A 16,395-nucleotide genomic window follows, 5' to 3' on the forward strand; every position below is an offset into this window, starting at 1 on the left:
TCACCTCAGCCCCTCCTGCCCTCCTCCAAACACCTCAACTGAGCGTTCTTCAAACATGGCCACCCTCTACATCAGCCCCGAGAGCTCCCCCCTGGTCCATGCCGCCGCAGCGGCCTTGTTGTACGCACATATCGGCGCCGGCAGCCTCGGGATCGCGTCGGGCGCGGCGGCCTTTGTGTTCCGCAAGGGCACGGCGCTGCATCGCTTGATCGGCAAGGTGTTTGTCGCGTCGATGCTGATCATGTCCGGCATCGGCGCCTGCGTGGCGCCTTTCTTGCCCACGCCCGAGCGCGCCTCGCTGATTGCGGGTGTCTTGACCTTCTATCTGGTCTTGAGTTCGTGGCTGGCCGTCAAACGCAAGCCAGGTGAAGTGGGTAGCTTCGAGCACGGTCTCTTGTTGACCTCGCTGGGCATCACCGGCGCGGGCGCCTACTTCTTCTGGCTCGCCATGCAAAGCCCGCGCGGCATGCTGGACGGCCAGCCGGGCGCAGCGTTCGCCCTGTTCACGATCATCGGCAGCCTGGCGGCGGTGGGGGATTTGCGCCTGATCATCCAGCGCGGCGTCACGGGCGCCACCCGCCTGGCGCGCCATCTCTGGCGCATGACGATCGCCTTGTTCATCGCCGCCAACTCGCTGTTCCTGGGTCAGCCCCAGGTCTTCCCGAAGGCGGTGCAGAAGTCCGGCTTGCTGTTTGTGCCGGCGCTGGTGATCCTGGCATTGCTGCTGTTCTGGCTGAGCCACACGGCCTGGGGCGCGCATCGGCGTCAACGCGCGCGCCGCATGCAGACTGCATGAGGCCCGTGCCGCTTGACCTCAGCTCGGCCTGACGGATCAGGTGAGACACCAACCCTGTGTCGGGAGAACGTGGTTGGCGCGTGCGAACGGGGCGTCGCCCCCCCCGCCGCTCAGGCCCGCGCCTGACGCAGCCGCCGCTGCATGGCCCAGAACATCAGGCGCTGCAGCGGGTGGCGGTTGCCGAAGGGGCGCCAGGTGCTTGTGAAGTTGTTGCGGTAGGCATCAAAGTGCAGGCCGCGCGGAGCGCTCAGCACATCACCACGGCCCAGCAGCAGCTTGACTGCATTGGCACACGCCACCCCGGCCGCCAACTCGATGCCGATGGCAGTGGACGGCACCTTCTTCTCAAACAGATCGACCGTGCGAGCGGTCAGCAGGTAATGCCGCTGCTGCATGGAGGGCGAGACGCCGACGATGAACTTCAACACCTGGTCTTCGAAGCTGTGGCCATCGAGACAGAAGTAGTCCTCGAAGCTCATGCCGCCGGGCAGAAAGGCCAGGAACGCCGTGCCCATGCCCATGGGCGCCGCCGTGATGGCCGGAATGCCCAAGGCACGGCAGCGCGCAAACACCTGGCGACGCAGGGGCAGCGCAAAGATGTCCAGGCTGTCCACATACAGATCGGCGCCCGCCAGGAACTCCTCGAGATTGCCCTCGTTGATCCCACCGGGCAGCAGACGCAACTGCACCTCAGGGTTGATGTCCCGCAGCGTGCGGGCCATAGCGTCCAACTTCGGCTGACCGATGGTGGACGCAAAGGCGCCGGCCTGGCGGTTCATGTTCGGCCAGTCGAAGACATCCAGATCCGACAACGTGAACTGCCCCACCCCGAGGCGCGCCAGCGTGATCGCATGGCTGCCGCCCACGCCGCCCAGGCCGCCGATGGCCACGCGGCAGCTGCGCAGCCGCTGCTGCTCCGCCTCGCTGAACCAGCCCAAATTGCGCGAGAAGGCCTCGCGGTAGTCGAAGGCGTCCGAGATCACAGCCATAGCCACCTGCCTGTCAAAGTGCAAGCCCACCGGGAGCGCCCCTGGGCTTGATCAGAACGGGAGCGTCGGGGCGTGCCGAATGGCGGACTCAAAGCCCCCCCTGCCTGGCATCGCCTGCTAGCGCTCGAACTCTACGGCGTCTGGCCGATTTTGTGCAGCCTGTCTGACACCGGCCGGGCCGAACAGCGCCCTGCCCTTCGTGGCCAGGGCGAGCTGGCGAGTGGCCATAATCCTGCGCGAGACCACCACACCGGATGCGGGGCCCAAGTCGCAGCGCCCCGTCCGCGGCACGCACGCGCCCACGGCGCTGACACCACGTTTGAGCATGCTGAAGAACCCCGAACACGAGCGATTCCAGCTGGGCGAATGGATCGTCGACGCCGCCGGCAACCGCCTGCAGCGCGGCGAGGAGACGCGCGCCTTGCGGCACAAGGCCATGGCCTTGCTCGTGCTGCTGGCGCGCCACCCGGGCGAAACCGTCAGCCGCGAGGAGATCGTGGCCCGCATCTGGGACGGCAATCAGTTTGTCGCCCCCAAGGCCATCAACACCGCGGTCTGGACCCTGCGCCAGGCGCTGGGCGACGACCCCGATTCGCCGCGCTATCTGGAGACGGTGGCCAAGAAAGGCTACCGCTTGATCGCACCGGTGTCGGCCATCACCCGGGTGGAGGAAACCGCCACGGTGGCTGACCCTTCCGCCTCCGTGCCACCCGTCGCAGCGGTCGACCCGGCCCCCGCAATCACCCCACCCACCGGCCCGCGCCACGGCCCGAGGTGGGCGGCTGCCCTGCTGGTCACCAGCCTCGCCGCACTGGGCGGGTGGGCCTGGAGCACCCTGACGGCCAGCAGCAGCAACACCGTCCAGACGCCCGAGACCCCATCGCACTTGCCCCAGGCACAGCCACTGTCCCAAGCCCCGGGGCAGGAGTATCTGGGCCAGCTCTCGCCCGATGGCAGCCAGCTGGCCTTTGCCTGGTGGCAGGGTCAGGGCGTGGGTCGCCTGTACCTGCGAGCGGCGGCCGACGGCGCTGCCGAGGCCCGGGCCATCAGCCCGATCGACGAAGAGGTCAGCGGCCTGGCCTGGGCGCCGGACGGGCAGGCCCTGGCCTATGTGGCCACCCAGTCCAGCGGCAGCTGCACACTCTGGATCTACCGGCTGGCAACGCAGAGCCGGCAGGCGCTGGCCGCTTGCCAGGCCCTGTTCACGCCCAGCCTGGACTGGTCGCCCGACGGCCGCTGGCTGGCCTTCAGCGCCACGGCCGAGGGCGTGGGCGGCCTGTTCCTGATTGCCCCGGATGGCAGCGGCTTGCGCCGCCTGAGCAGCGCGCCGCCTGCCGCCATGGCCGACCACCAGCCCGCCTGGTCGGCCGACAGCCGCCATCTCGCCTTTGCCCGCCAGGACCCGGCCGACGGCAGCCGAGACCTCCATGAGCTGACGCTGGCTTCAGGCGCCCTCACACGCCTCAGCCAGCTCAAGCTTTACGGCTTGCATGGCATCAGCTACCGCGGCCAGGGCCGAGAGCTGGTGTTTTCCGCCACCCAGCAAGACCGCCGGATGCTCTTGCACTGGGATACCGCCCGCGCCAGCGCCCGGCCGCTGGGTCTGGAGGGCAGTGCGCCCAAACGCAATGCCGATGGCAGCATCGTCTATGCCCTGCTGCGGGCGCACACCAGCATTGCCCGCCTGCGCTGGGGCTCGGGCGTGCCGGAGCGCGCCATCAGCTCGGTCGCCAATGACCGCGCCCCCACGGCCGCGGGTCAGGGCCTGGCTTTTGTCTCGAACCGGACCGGCCACCCCGAGATCTGGTGGGCCGACTCGGACTCGGCCCCGCCCCGCCGCCTGACCGCGCTGGAAGGCCTGAGCAGCAGCCCGGCCGTTTCGCCGGACGCGAGCCAGCTGGTCTTCGCCGGCAGCTGCGGGCCCGGCAAGCGCATGGGTTTGTGCCGCCTCGAGCGGGCCGGGACCACGGTGCAAGCCCTGACGGCCGATGCGGCCGAGTACGGCCGGGCGAGCTGGCACCCTGGGGGGCGGGAGTTCGTCGTCGCCAGCGACCGGGGTGGCAGCTGGCAGCTGTGGCGCTTCCGTGCCGACGGCAGCCAGGCGCCGCAAGCGCTGCGCACCGAGCAGGTCCCTGGCCCCCAGGTGCAGTGGGCCGCCGATGGCCGAAGCCTGGTCTACCAGGCTCGCGCCAGCCAAGGCCTGCGCCTGCGCAGCGCCGAGGGGCAGGAGCGAGACCTGCCGGGGCTGCCGCCGGAAGAAAGCCTGGTGGATTGGCAGCTGAGCCCGGACGGCGCCCTGCTCGTGCTGAGCCGTGGCAGCCGAGAGCGCTTCCGGCGCTTCGAGCTCGGCAAGGGGCGCCAAACGGTCTTGAGCGCTCACCCGCTGGGCACCTTCCCCGAGCTGGCGCGTTTCAGCCTCGCCGCCGACGGCAGCGCCTGGGTGGAGCTGTCCAACACGGCCGTGGCGGATCTGATGCACCTGCGCTGAGGCCCGGCCCGGCTCGCCAGGCCGAGCTTCAGCGCAACTAAATGCTTGTCAGCGTTCAGGAAATATTTTTTAGACATGGATTGGAGCGCGCCGAGCGCGCCGCCGTCTTGCCCGCAGGGCGCGGCTTGGGCCTACTGAGGTGCAGCGCAGCAAAACAGCTCGCAAAGCCACAGACAGGTGACCCCATGAACCGACGACAACTGAACGCCAGCGCCCTGCTCTGGGCCGACAGCGCACTGTGGGGCGCTGCCCGGGCCCAAGCGGCCCCGGGCGCCGAAAGAGGTGCCGAAAAAGGTGCCGAAAGAGAGGCCGCAGCTGGCGAACGCACACGCGGCTGGACCCGCCTGCCCGATATGCCCCTGCCCTTGGCCAAGTTCGGTGTGGCGGTGCTGGGCGGAAAGATCCATGTGCTGGGCGGCTACGACACGCGGCGCAGCGTGCTGGTCTACGACATCGCCAGCCAGCAGTGGAGCCATGGGCCCGAGCTGCCACGCGGCACCGACAACGTCGCCGCCATTGCCCTGGCCGATCGCTTGCTGGCCATCGGCGGCGAAGCTCGCCTGGCCTTGCAGGTGCTGGATGCAGGCCGCGGCCAGTGGAGCCTGGCGGCCGCTCTGCCGCGGGTCAGCTTTGCTTCGGCCGCCACCGTGCTGGAGGGGCAGGTCCATGTGCTGGGGGGCTGGAACTACAACAACCAGAACAGCGCCTCACTGGACAGCCATTCGGTGCTGGACCCGAGCCGCATGCAATGGTCCAGCGCCGCCCCCTTGCCGCTGGCGCGCAATGCCGCCGCCGCCGTGACGCTGGGCGGCCAGCTCTACCTGCTGGGCGGGCGCGCCCCCGGCATACGCGCCCACGACCAGCACAGCCTGGCCCGCATGGATGTCTATTCGCCCGCCGAAGACCGCTGGAGCTCCGCGCCCCCGCTGCCCCGGGCACGCGCCGGCTTGGCCGCCGTAGCCCTGGACGGGCGCCTGTACGCGCTGGGTGGCGAGGGCCCGGGCGGGGAGGTCAGCGCGGCGATGGAGCGCTACGAGCCGAGCCGCCAGACCTGGACCACCCTGGCCGACATGCCTTACCGCAGCCATGGCCTGGGCGCGGTGGCGGCAGGAGGCGCCCTCTACGTGATGGGCGGCTTCGGCCAGCCCTCGGACGCGGTGGGCAGTGAATCGGCCGCCTTCTACCGCTACCTGCCATGAAGCGCCCGCACCCGCACTCACACCCGGCTCTGGGCTGGCTCTTGGCCGCCGCCACCTGCTGCGGGCTCAGCGCCTGTGGCGGAACGCAGCGCCACCCGGAAACCGGGTTGGAGGTGCCGGCGCTGCCCAGCTCCGCGCCGCCGGCCGCCGAGATCTCGGTGCTGATGCTGGGCAACAGCCACACCTCGGCCCAGGCCCTGCCGCAGCAGTTGGAGGGCCTGTTGCGGGCCCGATTTCCCGGCCAATCGGTGGCTGTGGTGGAGGCGCCGAACTGGCTGTTTCTCGACGAGCGCCTGAGCGACCCGCTGAGCCAGAAGCTGCTGAGCAGCCAGCCCTGGCGGGCCGTGGTGCTGCAGGCGCAAAAGTACAGCAGCAGCGGTGCCTACCACTACAGCACCGCAGCCGCCGAGCAATGGGTGCAGGCGGTGCGCCGCCAACAGGCGCTGCCCCTGCTCTTCCCCGAATGGCCGCGGCGCGGCATCGACGAGACCGCTCGGATCTACGAGCTCCATGTGTCCATCGCCCGCAAGCAGCCAGCCTGCGTGGCACCCATCGGCCAAGCCTGGGACCTGGCCCTGCAACGCCATCCCGAGCTGCGCCTGCATGCCAGCGACGGCAACCATTCGGCCGCTGCTGGCGCGCACCTGGCTGCGCTCATGCTCTACGCCACCCTGACCGGCGACTCGGCCCTGGCTCTTCTGCCGCTGCTGCCCGAGCTCCACGGCATCAGCACCGCGCTGCAAACCCAGCTGCGCCAGATTGCGGCCGACACGGCGGCCCGGGTCCCGCCGCGCCAGCATTGCCCGAAGGATGGACCCTTGTAAGCTGCCCCAGCCATTCTGCGGCGGCAAGGAGCCCGCGATGGGTTCGCATCCACCGCAACTCTGAGCCCAGGCCCAGCGGCAGCTCTAGCTCAGCCCGGCCGACCACGTATAGCGCCGCGATAGCAGCGTCTGCCCCACCAGAGGCAAACGCCACAGCTCGGCGTAGCGAGCGACAGAGCCTGCGCGCGGCTTGACGGGGCGGCGAAGAGGGGCCCCTTTCGCCCGTATCCACCGCTTGCGTCCTCAAGCAAGCGGTAGCAAGAGAGGGAACTTGACCGGCGTGTGCAATGCGGGCAGCTCTCCTTGAACGGTCGCCCAGCGTTGTCCAAGTAGAGCTTCAAGTTCTGCGCCCCCATGAAGAACGCAAATGGGTGCGCGGCGCAGACTACACAACGAGGGACTTTTGTCAGCCTGTAAGAACTGACAGTTTGACCCGCGTACGGAAAGATGATTGCGCATCACCGCGGCTCATGCAGGTGTCGCCGAAGATGTCCCGGGCGGCCCTGTCACCACGGTTTCACACCCCCCTGTCACGCTGCCGTCTTTCTTCTGATCGCCCGCGACAGCGCGGCGAGCCCACCCCATGCCTCCAGGCTTTCATCGGCTGATCGCGGCCCAGTTCGCGTCGGCGCTGGCGGACAACGCCTTGCTCATCGTCACGATTGCCCTTTTGGTGGAGCAGGGGTTCCCGGGCTGGTGGGCCCCGCTGCTGAAGTTCGGCTTCACCTTGTCCTATGTGCTGCTGGCGCCCTTCGTGGGGCCGCTGGCGGATGCCGTGCCCAAGGCGCGTCTGATGGCCTGGATGAATGGCGTGAAGATGGTGGGCGTGCTGGGCTTGCTGGCCGGCGTGCACCCGATGGCGGCCTTCACCCTGATCGGCTTTGGCGCGGCGGCGTATGCGCCGGCCAAGTACGGCCTGGTGACCGAGCTGGTACCGGCCCAAGGCCTGGTGCAGGCGAACGGCTGGGTGGAAGTCTCGGTGGTGGGCGCGGCCTTGCTGGGCACGGTGTTGGGTGGGCTGCTGGTCAGCCCCTGGTTGCAGGGATCGGGCCTGTATGCCGCCGCACGTGAGGGTTTGGAAACCCTGGGGCTGACCCAGGCCAGCGGCCTGAGCCTGTCCATCCTGGCGCTGATGGCGGTGTACGGCAGCGCCAGCTGGCTGAACCTGGGGGTGCCGGACAGCGGTGCGCGCTATCCGGCCTGCCACCTCCGCCTGGGCCCCCTGCTGCGCGACTTCAGCGAGGCGAATATGAAGCTCTGGCGCGATGCCGAGGGCGGCCTCTCGCTGGCGGTGACCACCATCTTCTGGGGCTTTGGTGCCACCTTGCAGTTCGCCGTGCTGCGCTGGGCGGCCGATGCCCTGCAGCTGCCACTAAACCAGGCGGCCTACCTGCAAGCGGCCGTGGCCGTGGGCGTGGTGGGCGGCGCGGCAGCGGCCGGGCGCTGGGTACCGCTGCGCGCGGCCAAGAAGATGCTGGGATTTGGCGTGCTGCTAGGCCTGCTGGTGCCGGCCGTGGCCTGGATGCCCTCGCTGGGCCTGGCCCTGCCCTTGCTCGTGGTGGTGGGCGTGGTGGGCGGCTTGCTGGTGGTGCCGCTCAACGCACTCTTGCAGCACCGCGGCTACTGCCTGCTCACGGCCGGTCGTTCGATCGCCGTGCAGGGTTTCAATGAGAACGCCAGCGTGCTGGGCATGCTGGCCCTGTACGCCCTGCTGCTCAAGCTGGAGCTGCCCATCATCACGGTGATGAGCGGATTCGGCCTGAGCATTGCGGCCACCATGGCCTTGCTGTGGCGGCGCGAACGCCGGCGCAGCGGCGCGGAGCGGCGGCGCACCTTGCAAGATCTGCCCGACAGCGCCTTGCTCTGAGCCGGCGCTGCGCGGCCGCTCAGCGCCGCGAATGCAGGTTCACACCGCCGGGCGCTTCTTGCTCGCCTTGGCCAGCAGACCGGCACCCAGACTGCTGGGCACCGTGGCGCGGTGCATGACCGAGTCGAGCACGCCTTCGAAGCGGGCGACGATGGCGCTCCAGTCCAGCTCCGAAGCCGTCTGGCAGGCGGCCGCGCCCATCTGGCGGCGCAGCGCGGCCTGGTCGGCCAGGCTGAGGGCGGCGCGCACGAAAGCGGCCTGGTCGTCCATGGGCACCAGCAGGCCGTTCTCGCCGCTGCGGATCAGCTGGGCGGCGGCGGCGTAATTGAAAGCCACCACGGGCAGGCCGCTGGCCATGGCCTCGGTGGTGACGTTGCCGAAGGTCTCGGTCAGGCTGGGGAAGAGGAAGAGATCGCCCGAGGCATAGTGCGCCGCCAGGTCTTCGCCCTTGCGTTGGCCGGCAAAGATGGCCTGCGGCCAGCGCGCCTGCAGCTCCGCCTGCTGCGGGCCACTGCCCACCACCACCAGGCGGGCACGTGGCTGCTGCTGCGCGATCGCTTCGAAGGCAGCCGTCAGCGCGGCCAGGTTTTTCTCGGGCGCGATGCGGCCCACATAAACCACCACCAGATCATCGTCCGCCACGCCCCACTCGGTGCGCAGCGCGGCGCTGCGGCGGCTGGGCGAGAACTGCTGCGTGTCCACACCGCGCGAGACCACCGTCAGCTGCTTGAAGCCGCCGGCCTCCAGATCGCGCTTGAGCGCTTCGGTCGGCACCATGGTGCACTGGGTGCGGTTATGAAACTTGCGCAGGTAGGCCATGATGGGCTTGTAGAGCCAACCAATGCCGTAGTGCCGGCTGTAGGCATGGAAATTGGTGCGGAAGTCCGAGCACACCGGCAGCTTGAGATGCAGGGCCGCCTGCAGGGCCGACCAACCCAGCGCGCCCTCGGTGGCGATGTGCACCACATCGGGCCGGTTCAGCGACCAGAGCTGGACCAGCGCCTTCTTGGACGGCACGCCCATGCGCAGATTGGGATAGCGCGGGATGGGCAGGCCGCGCATCAGCACCTCGTGGAAACGCACGCTGCGCTCGGCCGCATCGCTGGCGTCCTGGCGCGGGCGGATCAGCTGCACATCGTGGTTGCGACGGTGCAAGCCTTCGACGATGCGGGCCAGTGTCATGGCCACACCATTGACCTCGGGCGGATAGGTCTCCGTCACGAAGGCAATCCGCAGTGACCGCTGGGCAGCGGGATAGTTGTCGACAACGATGCTGTCCGCGCTGGGTGTGGGTTCCATGCAGGGCATCTTGCCTAGGACAGATAACAGTTCAATGACAGTGACCGGCACGCGCGTCGGCCGATGGGCACGGGGCGGGCGCCGCCTGGTTCCTTCGGCGCGGCCATGGTCACGCAGTTTTCATGCAGCAGCGTCACCATCGCGTCACGCAAGCCGATCGGGGCTGCGCCTGGGCGGCCAGCTCCCGGCTTGGCCGCCTCTTCCCCTTCACCATCACACCGCCGAGGTGACGCGTGCGCCACAACTTCCTGAAGAACCTTGCCCAAGAGCTGCGCGTGCAGCGCTGGGACGACCACCGCTACTACCACCACAGCCGCATCAACCAGAGCCTGCACCTGCTCAGCGCGATCAGCTTTGTGATCTCCTACGGCCTGCTGTTCGTGGACCCCGCCATGGCCGCACTGCTGGCCTGGTGCGTCTCCATGACCAGCCGCCAGGCCGGCCATTTCTTCTTCGAGCCGCGCGGCTACGACGAGGTCAATCAGGCCACCGACGAGCACAAGGAAGCGATCAAGATCGGCTACAACATCCGCCGCAAGATCGTGCTGCTGGCCGTCTGGGTGGCGCTGCCGGCACTGCTCTGGCTGCAGCCCTCGCTGTTCGGCCTGATCGAGCCGGCCACCGATGTCCGCGGCTTCCTGCACGATGTGGGCATCTCCTGGCTGTCGCTGGGTGTGGCCGGTCTGCTGTTCCGCGTGCTGCAGCTCTGGCAGCAGCAAAGCCTGATGACCGGCCTGACCTGGGCCACCAAGATCATCACCGACCCCTTCCACGACATCTGGCTGTATCACAAGGCACCGATCTACCTGCTGCGCGGCGAGTTGATCGACCCGATGGACCACGTGCAACACCCGCAAAGCCGCTGACACATCGGCTGAGAGAGCACAGGGCGCCCGAGGGCGCCCTGTTTTGCGCTTCGCCGTCGCAGCTCAGAAACGCTGCTGCAGCATCTCTCGCAGCACCGAGCGGCGGATGGCCTTGTTGGTCAGCGCCTCGTCCTCCCACCACCAGCCATCGGCCTGCATGGCCTTGCAAGCCTTGACGAAGCGCTGCAGCACTGCCTCGAAATCCGCGTCGCTGTAGTTGAGGCTGAAGATCAGCCGCCCGGTCCCCACCCAGCTGAGAGCCAGACCTTGTTCACGCAAATAGAACTGCAGCATCCAGTTGTAGCGCGAAGGCTGGGTGTAGAACACCGTCCAGACCGATTGCAGGTGGGCGATCTGCACCGGCACATCGGCCACCTGCAGGGTTTCGTTGAAGTGCTGGGCACGCTGCTCCCAGCGCTCATCGGCCTGGGCGTAGATGGCCTTCACCGGCGCACTGTCCAGCCGGTCCAGGAACACCTTCATCGCGCCCATCACATAGGGGTGCGAGTTGAAGGTGCCGCGGGCGAAGCAGATGTCGGCCGGGCGCTGCTCACGGAAACGCTTCATCAGATCGCGCCGGCCGCAGACCACCCCGACCGGCAGGCCGCCGCCCAGGGTCTTGCCGTAGGTGACCATGTCGGCGCGCACGCCGAAATACTCCTGCGCGCCGCCGGCGGCCAAGCGGAAGCCCAGGAAGACCTCGTCAAAGATCAGCACGATGCCGCGCTCGGTGCAGACCTCGCGCAAGGCCTTGAGCCAACGGGTGTAGGCCTCGCGGTCGAAGCCGGCGCGGCGGCCGCTGTCCAGCAAGGACGAATCCCCCGGCGCGCCCTGGTTGGGGTGCAGGGCCTGCAGCGGATTGATCAGGACGCAGGCGATGTCGCGGCGCGTGCGCAGCACCTGCAGGCTGCGCGGGTCCAGATCCTCGAGCGTGTAAGTTTCGCGCGGCGGCAGCGGGTTGCCCGGGCCGGGCTGCACATCCTCCCACCAGCCGTGGTACGCGCCGCAGAAGCGCACCAGATGGCGGCGCCCGGTGTGATAACGGGCCAGGCGCACGGCCTGCATCACCGCCTCGGTGCCGGACATGTGGAAGGACACCTCGTCGAGCTTGGAGATGGCCTTGAGGCGCTCGACGTTCTCGGTCACGCAGGGGTGGTAGGCGCCCAGCACCGGGCCCAGCTTGTGGGTCAGGGCAATGCCCTGGTCCACGCAGTCGCGGTAGAAGTCATAGCCAAAGACGTTGACGCCGTAGGAGCCGGTCAGGTCGTAGAAGCGATTGCCATCCAGGTCTTCCACCATCACGCCGCTCGAGGCCTGCAGAAAGCTGCCGGTCTTGAGATGCTCGCGCAGGTAGGGGCTGTACTGGAAGGGCACGCGGTAGCTGCCGGTGAACTGCAGGTCCGAGATGCCCTCGCGCGCGCGCGCCGTCATGGCGATGCTCTGGGCATAGCGCTCGGCAAACACGCCGCTCAGGCGCTGGAAGCCGACACGGCGCTGCGCCTGCACCGAATCGGGCGCACCGTCCGAGCCAAAAAAACGGGCCTCGTCGTAGGCGTAGCCGGGAATCCAGCCCGCCAGGCGCTTGGCCATGCGCGAATGGCCCGCCAGCGAGCGGTGCTTGGCCCGCGACAGCTCGAGGCGCCGCTTGGCCTTCGGCAGGGTCCAGGCCAGAGCGGCCAGAGCCAGGGCCGAGAGAGCAAAAGTTTCATTCATTCAGCGTGCCTACCTTGTCCTCGCCACCCCGGGGTGAGCGAGCTTTGTTGCGCAGACCTCTTGTCTAACAGTCCGAATTGACAGACGCATGAAAAGCAGCCTTCAAGCCCGCACTCGGGCATTTCTCACACCGCGCCTGTGGGTGCAGCGCCTGCTGCAACAGGAAGACCTGAACTTCCTGCTCACCAACCGCATCCCGCGCATCGCCCTGACCCGCTTCATGGGCTGGTTCAGCCAGCTGCGCCAGCCGCTGCTGGCACGCGCCTCGATTGCGGTCTGGCGCCTGTTTACCGATCTGGACCTCAGCGACGCCAAGAAGCAGCGCTTCGACAGCCTGCACGACTGCTTCACCCGCGAGCTGCGCGATGGCGCGCGCAGCATCGACCCGCGGCCCGAAGTGCTGAGCAGCCCCTGCGACGCCATCGTCGGCGCCTGCGACCGCGTCGAGGCCGGCCAGGTCTACCAGGCCAAGGGCTTCCCCTACGCGCTGCAGGATCTCTTCGGCCCGACCCAGGACACCCGCGTCTTCGAGGGAGGCCTGTTCATCACCCTGCGCCTGACCTCGGCCATGTACCACCGCTTCCACGCACCGGCCGATTGCCAGGTCGAGCATGTGACCCACATCGCCGGCGACACCTGGAACGTCAACCCGATCGCGCTCAAGCGGGTCGAACGCCTGTTCTGCCGCAACGAGCGCGCCGTGCTGCGCTGCCGGCTGGACGATGCCGAGCGCACACCGATCGCCCTGGTGCCGGTGGCGGCCATCCTGGTGGCCAGCCTGCGCCTGCATTTCCTCGACCTGCTGCTGCACGTGGGCTACCGCGGTGCGAACGAATTGCCCTGCCAGGCGGGCTTCCAGAAGGGCCAGGAGATGGGCTGGTTTCAGCATGGTTCCACCATCCTGGTGTTCGTGCCGCCGGGCTATGCCTTGTGCGAAGGCATCGCCACCGGGCAGCGTCTGCGCATGGGCCAGGCCTTGCTCTGCCGCGCCGACTGAAACTCACCGTATCCATGCGCGATATGCGCACACTCAACAATCAATCCCGAGAAACTGACTCAAGAACTTACGAAATGAACGCCTATCGCACAGTCAAACCCGAAAAGCCATGACCAACGGCATGGCCTGTTTAGACAAGCCTCAGGGAGGCTCCACGAAAGCGCAACGTGACACAAGGGCCGGAAGTCATGCCAAAGACCAGACAAACACACTCCCGCTGCACCATTCGCACAAACCCGAGGTGATTACACGAAGTGCATGGCCGACACGGGAAGTTTGTCGCTATCGCCTGACAAGGATTGACCCTCTCAAGCCCCAAGAACCCCACTCCTAGACTGACCTGCGTCGCAGCGTACACCGTGCGAGATGCCGAAGTGCTGGCACGGTTCTGCCGCGTTATGGATACCCAACCTCGCAGGAGATTTCCCGTATGTTGAAACAACAACCGAAGTTCAGCGCCATCAGCGCAGCAGTACTCCTCGCCGTGGCCGCATCGGCCCAAGCGCAAAGCCAGACCCCCACCCAGATCGAACGAGTCGAAGTGACCGGCAGCCGCATTTTGTCGGCCGGCGCGCTGGCACCCGCGCCCGTGCAGGTCATGACGGCCGCTGACATCGCCTCTTCCGGCGCAGCCAATTTGCAAGAACTACTGCTCAAGAGCCCCGTGTTCGGTGGTGGCGCTGGCAGCAACAGCTTGGGTCGCAACAACTCCAACTTCCTGACCTCGAGCTCCGGCGTGTCCACTCTGGACCTGCGCAATCTCGGCGTCGACCGCACCCTGGTGCTCGTCAATGGCCGACGTTATGTTTCGGGCATCCCCGGCTCTTCCGCGGTTGACCTGAACACCATCCCAACCGATTTCATCGAACGGGTGGAAATGTTGACCGGCGGCGCTTCGTCTACCTACGGCTCCGACGCCGTGGCAGGTGTGGTCAACATCATCCTGAAGCGCAACATCAATGGCCTGAAGCTCGACATGCAGCTCGGCCGCAGCGAAAAGGGCGATGACGACAAGAAAAAATTCAGCGCTTCGTTCGGCACCAGCGGTGCCGATGGCCGCGCCAACCTGATGGCCCATTTCGCGTTCACGCGCCAAGGCCAGACCATGGCGCGCGACCATGGCGTGCCTTACGACCAGACCTCGCTGGCCGTGCTGAATCCCAAGACCACCAATCCGGCTGACATCTTCAATGTCCGCCAGCCGACCTTCTCCGCCTTCGCGCCGGCCGGCCACTTCTACTTCACGGACGCAGACAAGAAAGACGTCGACTTCACGTACGACGCTGCAGGCAAGCAAATCCCATGGTCGCAGAATGGCCCGGCTGGCGACGGCGTTGGCGCCACCGGCTTCAACCGTCAGGCGTACCGCGCCATTTCGGTGCCCACGGACCGCATGTTGCTGGCTGCCAAAGGCGACTACGCACTGAACGACAAGCATCAGATCTTCTTCGAGGGCACCTACGCCGCGACCAAGACCAAATCTGAGATTGAGCCGTTCGCACTCGCTTCCAGCGACGTGTACCCGAATACCGAGGTCGTGCCGACCGAGTTCTTGATCAACGGAACGATGGTGCGCAACCCGCTGGTGCCCGCTAACGTGGTCGGCGACTACTTCTTCCAGCGCCGTATGACCGACCTGGGCAGCCGCATCCAGCAGGCCGACCGCGACACGTTCCGCTTTGTGCTCGGCATGAAGGGCGAAGTGAATCCGACCTGGTCCTACGAAACCTACCTGGGCTACGGCGCCACCAAGGAAGGTCAGCGCGGCAATGGCCAGGTCAATGTGCTGAATATGCGCAATGCCCTCGAAGCCATTCCTGATGGCAAGGGCGGTGTGATGTGCCGTGACGAACTGGCGCGCGCGCAGGGCTGCGTGCCCATCAATATTTTCGGAGCTGGCACGATCTCGCCCGCAGGCGTCAAGTACATTGCCGCCCCGCAGTCGCTGAACACCAAGGTGACTCAGAAGATGGCAGGCTTTACCGTTTCGGGCGAGCCCTTCGAGATGCCCGCTGGCCCCGTTGGCATCGCCGTTGGCGGCGAATGGCGCGCCGAGTTTTCGGAAGACGTGCACGACGCCTTGACAGCCACCGGCCTGAACGGCGGAAACGCCCTGCCTGACACCAAGGGCTCCTTCAACGTCAAGGAACTGTTCGTCGAAACCCGCCTGCCCCTGCTGAAGGGCCTGCCCCTGATCAAGACCCTGGACGGCATCGCTGCCGTGCGCGCCAGCGATTACTCCACCGCTGGCAAGACCAACAGCTGGAACACGGGCCTGGACTGGGCGGCCAACTCCACGGTACGCGTGCGCGTGACCAAGGCCGTGTCAACCCGCGCGCCCAATGTCGGCAACCTGTTCTCCGCGCCCTCGCAGACCTTCCCGCCTGGCTTGAAGGACCCCTGCAATGGCGTCAAGAGCAGCGACACCAGCGTGCTGGCCACCAATTGCAAGGCAGCACCTGGCGTGGCAGCCAATATGGCCGCAAATGGTGGTGTGTTCACCCTGACTCAGCCCGATCGTGACGGCATCAGCGGCTTCGACAGCGGCAACCCGGACCTGAAGCCTGAGAAGGGCAATTCGACCACCTTCGGTCTGGTGATCACGCCCAAGGGCATCCCGGTACTCGACAAGTTCGCTTTCACGGCCGACTACTTCGACATCAGCATCGACAAAGCGATCAACACGCCGGGACGCCAGTACGCGCTGGATCAGTGCTACAGCGGCAATGACACGTCCTTCTGCAAGTTCATCACCCGCCGCCCCACCGGCACCCCCGGCAACAGCGCGGGCTCAATCGATCTGATCAACGAAGTGCCCGTCAACAGCGGCGGCCAAGTCGCCAAGGGTCTGGACTTCACGGCCAGCTACTCGGACAAACTCGGCACTGGTCGCGTCAATGGCCGCCTGAGCTATACCCACCTGCTGAAGGCTGAGTACAAAGCCACCGACACCGCAACGCCTGACCCGACCGCAGGTGAGCTGGGTTCGCCGCGCAACCGGTGGAGCTTGAGCCTTGGCTACGAGAACGGCCCGTGGGCACTGTCGACAACCACCACCTTCATCGGTCAGTCCTATTTGAACGATAGCTTCCGCAAGGGCTATCCTCAGTTCACGAAGGCAGACTTCAAGGTGGCGTCCAAGACCTACCTGGACATGCAGGGCACCTACGCTCTTGGCAAGGCGCAGTTCTACCTGGGCATCGACAATGTGCTGAACACCAAGCCGGCACCTATCGTCAGCGGCCTGCCAGGCAACACCACCGGCACTGCCACCGACGCAGGCACCTACGACGCGATCGGTCGCCGTTACTACTTCGGCGTGCGCTACAGCATGTAAGACCCACGGGGCGGTCGCAA

At 67.0% G+C, this 16,395-nt stretch carries 11 protein-coding genes; 8 read left to right on the forward strand and 3 right to left on the reverse strand.

The window, feature by feature from the left end; genetic code table 11:
• The first annotated feature begins 55 nt into the window (after nt 1–55).
• Nucleotides 56–796: a DUF2306 domain-containing protein gene (locus C1O66_RS11615; protein WP_102768021.1), complete on the forward strand. Its 741-nt coding sequence runs from the start codon at nt 56–58 to the stop codon at nt 794–796.
• A 110-nt stretch (nt 797–906) separates the two neighbouring features.
• Here C1O66_RS11615 and C1O66_RS11620 read toward each other — a convergent pair whose 3' ends face one another.
• Complete coding sequence (locus C1O66_RS11620) at nt 907–1,785, reverse strand: ThiF family adenylyltransferase (protein WP_102768022.1); 879 nt, start codon at nt 1,783–1,785, stop codon at nt 907–909.
• Nucleotides 1,786–2,005: 220 nt separating this feature from the next.
• Between C1O66_RS11620 and C1O66_RS11630 the strand changes: the two genes are divergently transcribed.
• From C1O66_RS11630 to lplT, 4 genes are all read left to right on the forward strand, one after another.
• Nucleotides 2,006–4,273, forward strand: coding sequence for a winged helix-turn-helix domain-containing protein (locus tag C1O66_RS11630; protein WP_133155180.1), 2,268 nt, complete (start codon nt 2,006–2,008; stop codon nt 4,271–4,273).
• A gap of 185 nt (nt 4,274–4,458) precedes the next feature.
• Nucleotides 4,459–5,472 (forward strand): Kelch repeat-containing protein, encoded by a 1,014-nt coding sequence (locus C1O66_RS11635; protein ID WP_165794569.1) that lies wholly within the window; start codon nt 4,459–4,461, stop codon nt 5,470–5,472.
• Nucleotides 5,469–6,296, forward strand: coding sequence for a hypothetical protein (locus C1O66_RS11640; protein WP_102768026.1), 828 nt, complete (start codon nt 5,469–5,471; stop codon nt 6,294–6,296). Before C1O66_RS11635 ends, C1O66_RS11640 begins: the two co-directional genes overlap by 4 nt.
• A gap of 583 nt (nt 6,297–6,879) precedes the next feature.
• A complete protein-coding gene (lplT, locus tag C1O66_RS11645; RefSeq protein WP_102768027.1) occupies nt 6,880–8,163 on the forward strand; it encodes a lysophospholipid transporter LplT in 1,284 nt (427 codons plus the stop codon).
• A 39-nt stretch (nt 8,164–8,202) separates the two neighbouring features.
• Here the strand turns inward: lplT and C1O66_RS11650 are convergent, their stop codons facing one another.
• The gene (locus C1O66_RS11650) at nt 8,203–9,462 is read right to left on the reverse strand and encodes a glycosyltransferase family 4 protein (RefSeq protein ID WP_102768028.1); all 1,260 of its coding nucleotides are present in this window, start codon (nt 9,460–9,462) and stop codon (nt 8,203–8,205) included.
• A 233-nt stretch (nt 9,463–9,695) separates the two neighbouring features.
• On the opposite strand from C1O66_RS11650, the gene C1O66_RS11655 reads away from it, so the two are divergent.
• Complete coding sequence (locus tag C1O66_RS11655) at nt 9,696–10,328, forward strand: hypothetical protein (protein ID WP_243392775.1); 633 nt, start codon at nt 9,696–9,698, stop codon at nt 10,326–10,328.
• Between the two features lie 63 nt (nt 10,329–10,391).
• On the opposite strand, the gene C1O66_RS11660 is transcribed toward C1O66_RS11655, so the two are convergent.
• Entirely contained in the window at nt 10,392–12,041 is a 1,650-nt protein-coding gene (locus tag C1O66_RS11660; protein ID WP_102768029.1) for an aminotransferase class III-fold pyridoxal phosphate-dependent enzyme, read from the reverse strand.
• 88 nt (nt 12,042–12,129) lie between these two features.
• Here C1O66_RS11660 and asd point away from each other — a divergent pair, with 88 nt between their 5' ends.
• Both asd and C1O66_RS11670 read left to right on the forward strand, forming a co-directional pair.
• Nucleotides 12,130–13,038, forward strand: a complete 909-nt coding sequence (gene asd / locus C1O66_RS11665; protein WP_102768030.1) for an archaetidylserine decarboxylase — start codon at nt 12,130–12,132, stop codon at nt 13,036–13,038.
• 430 nt (nt 13,039–13,468) lie between these two features.
• Complete coding sequence (locus tag C1O66_RS11670) at nt 13,469–16,375, forward strand: TonB-dependent receptor domain-containing protein (protein WP_243392776.1); 2,907 nt, start codon at nt 13,469–13,471, stop codon at nt 16,373–16,375.
• Nucleotides 16,376–16,395: the final 20 nt, after the last annotated feature.

The organism is Paucibacter aquatile, assembly GCF_002885975.1.
Lineage (GTDB): Bacteria > Pseudomonadota > Gammaproteobacteria > Burkholderiales > Burkholderiaceae_C > Paucibacter_A > Paucibacter_A aquatilis.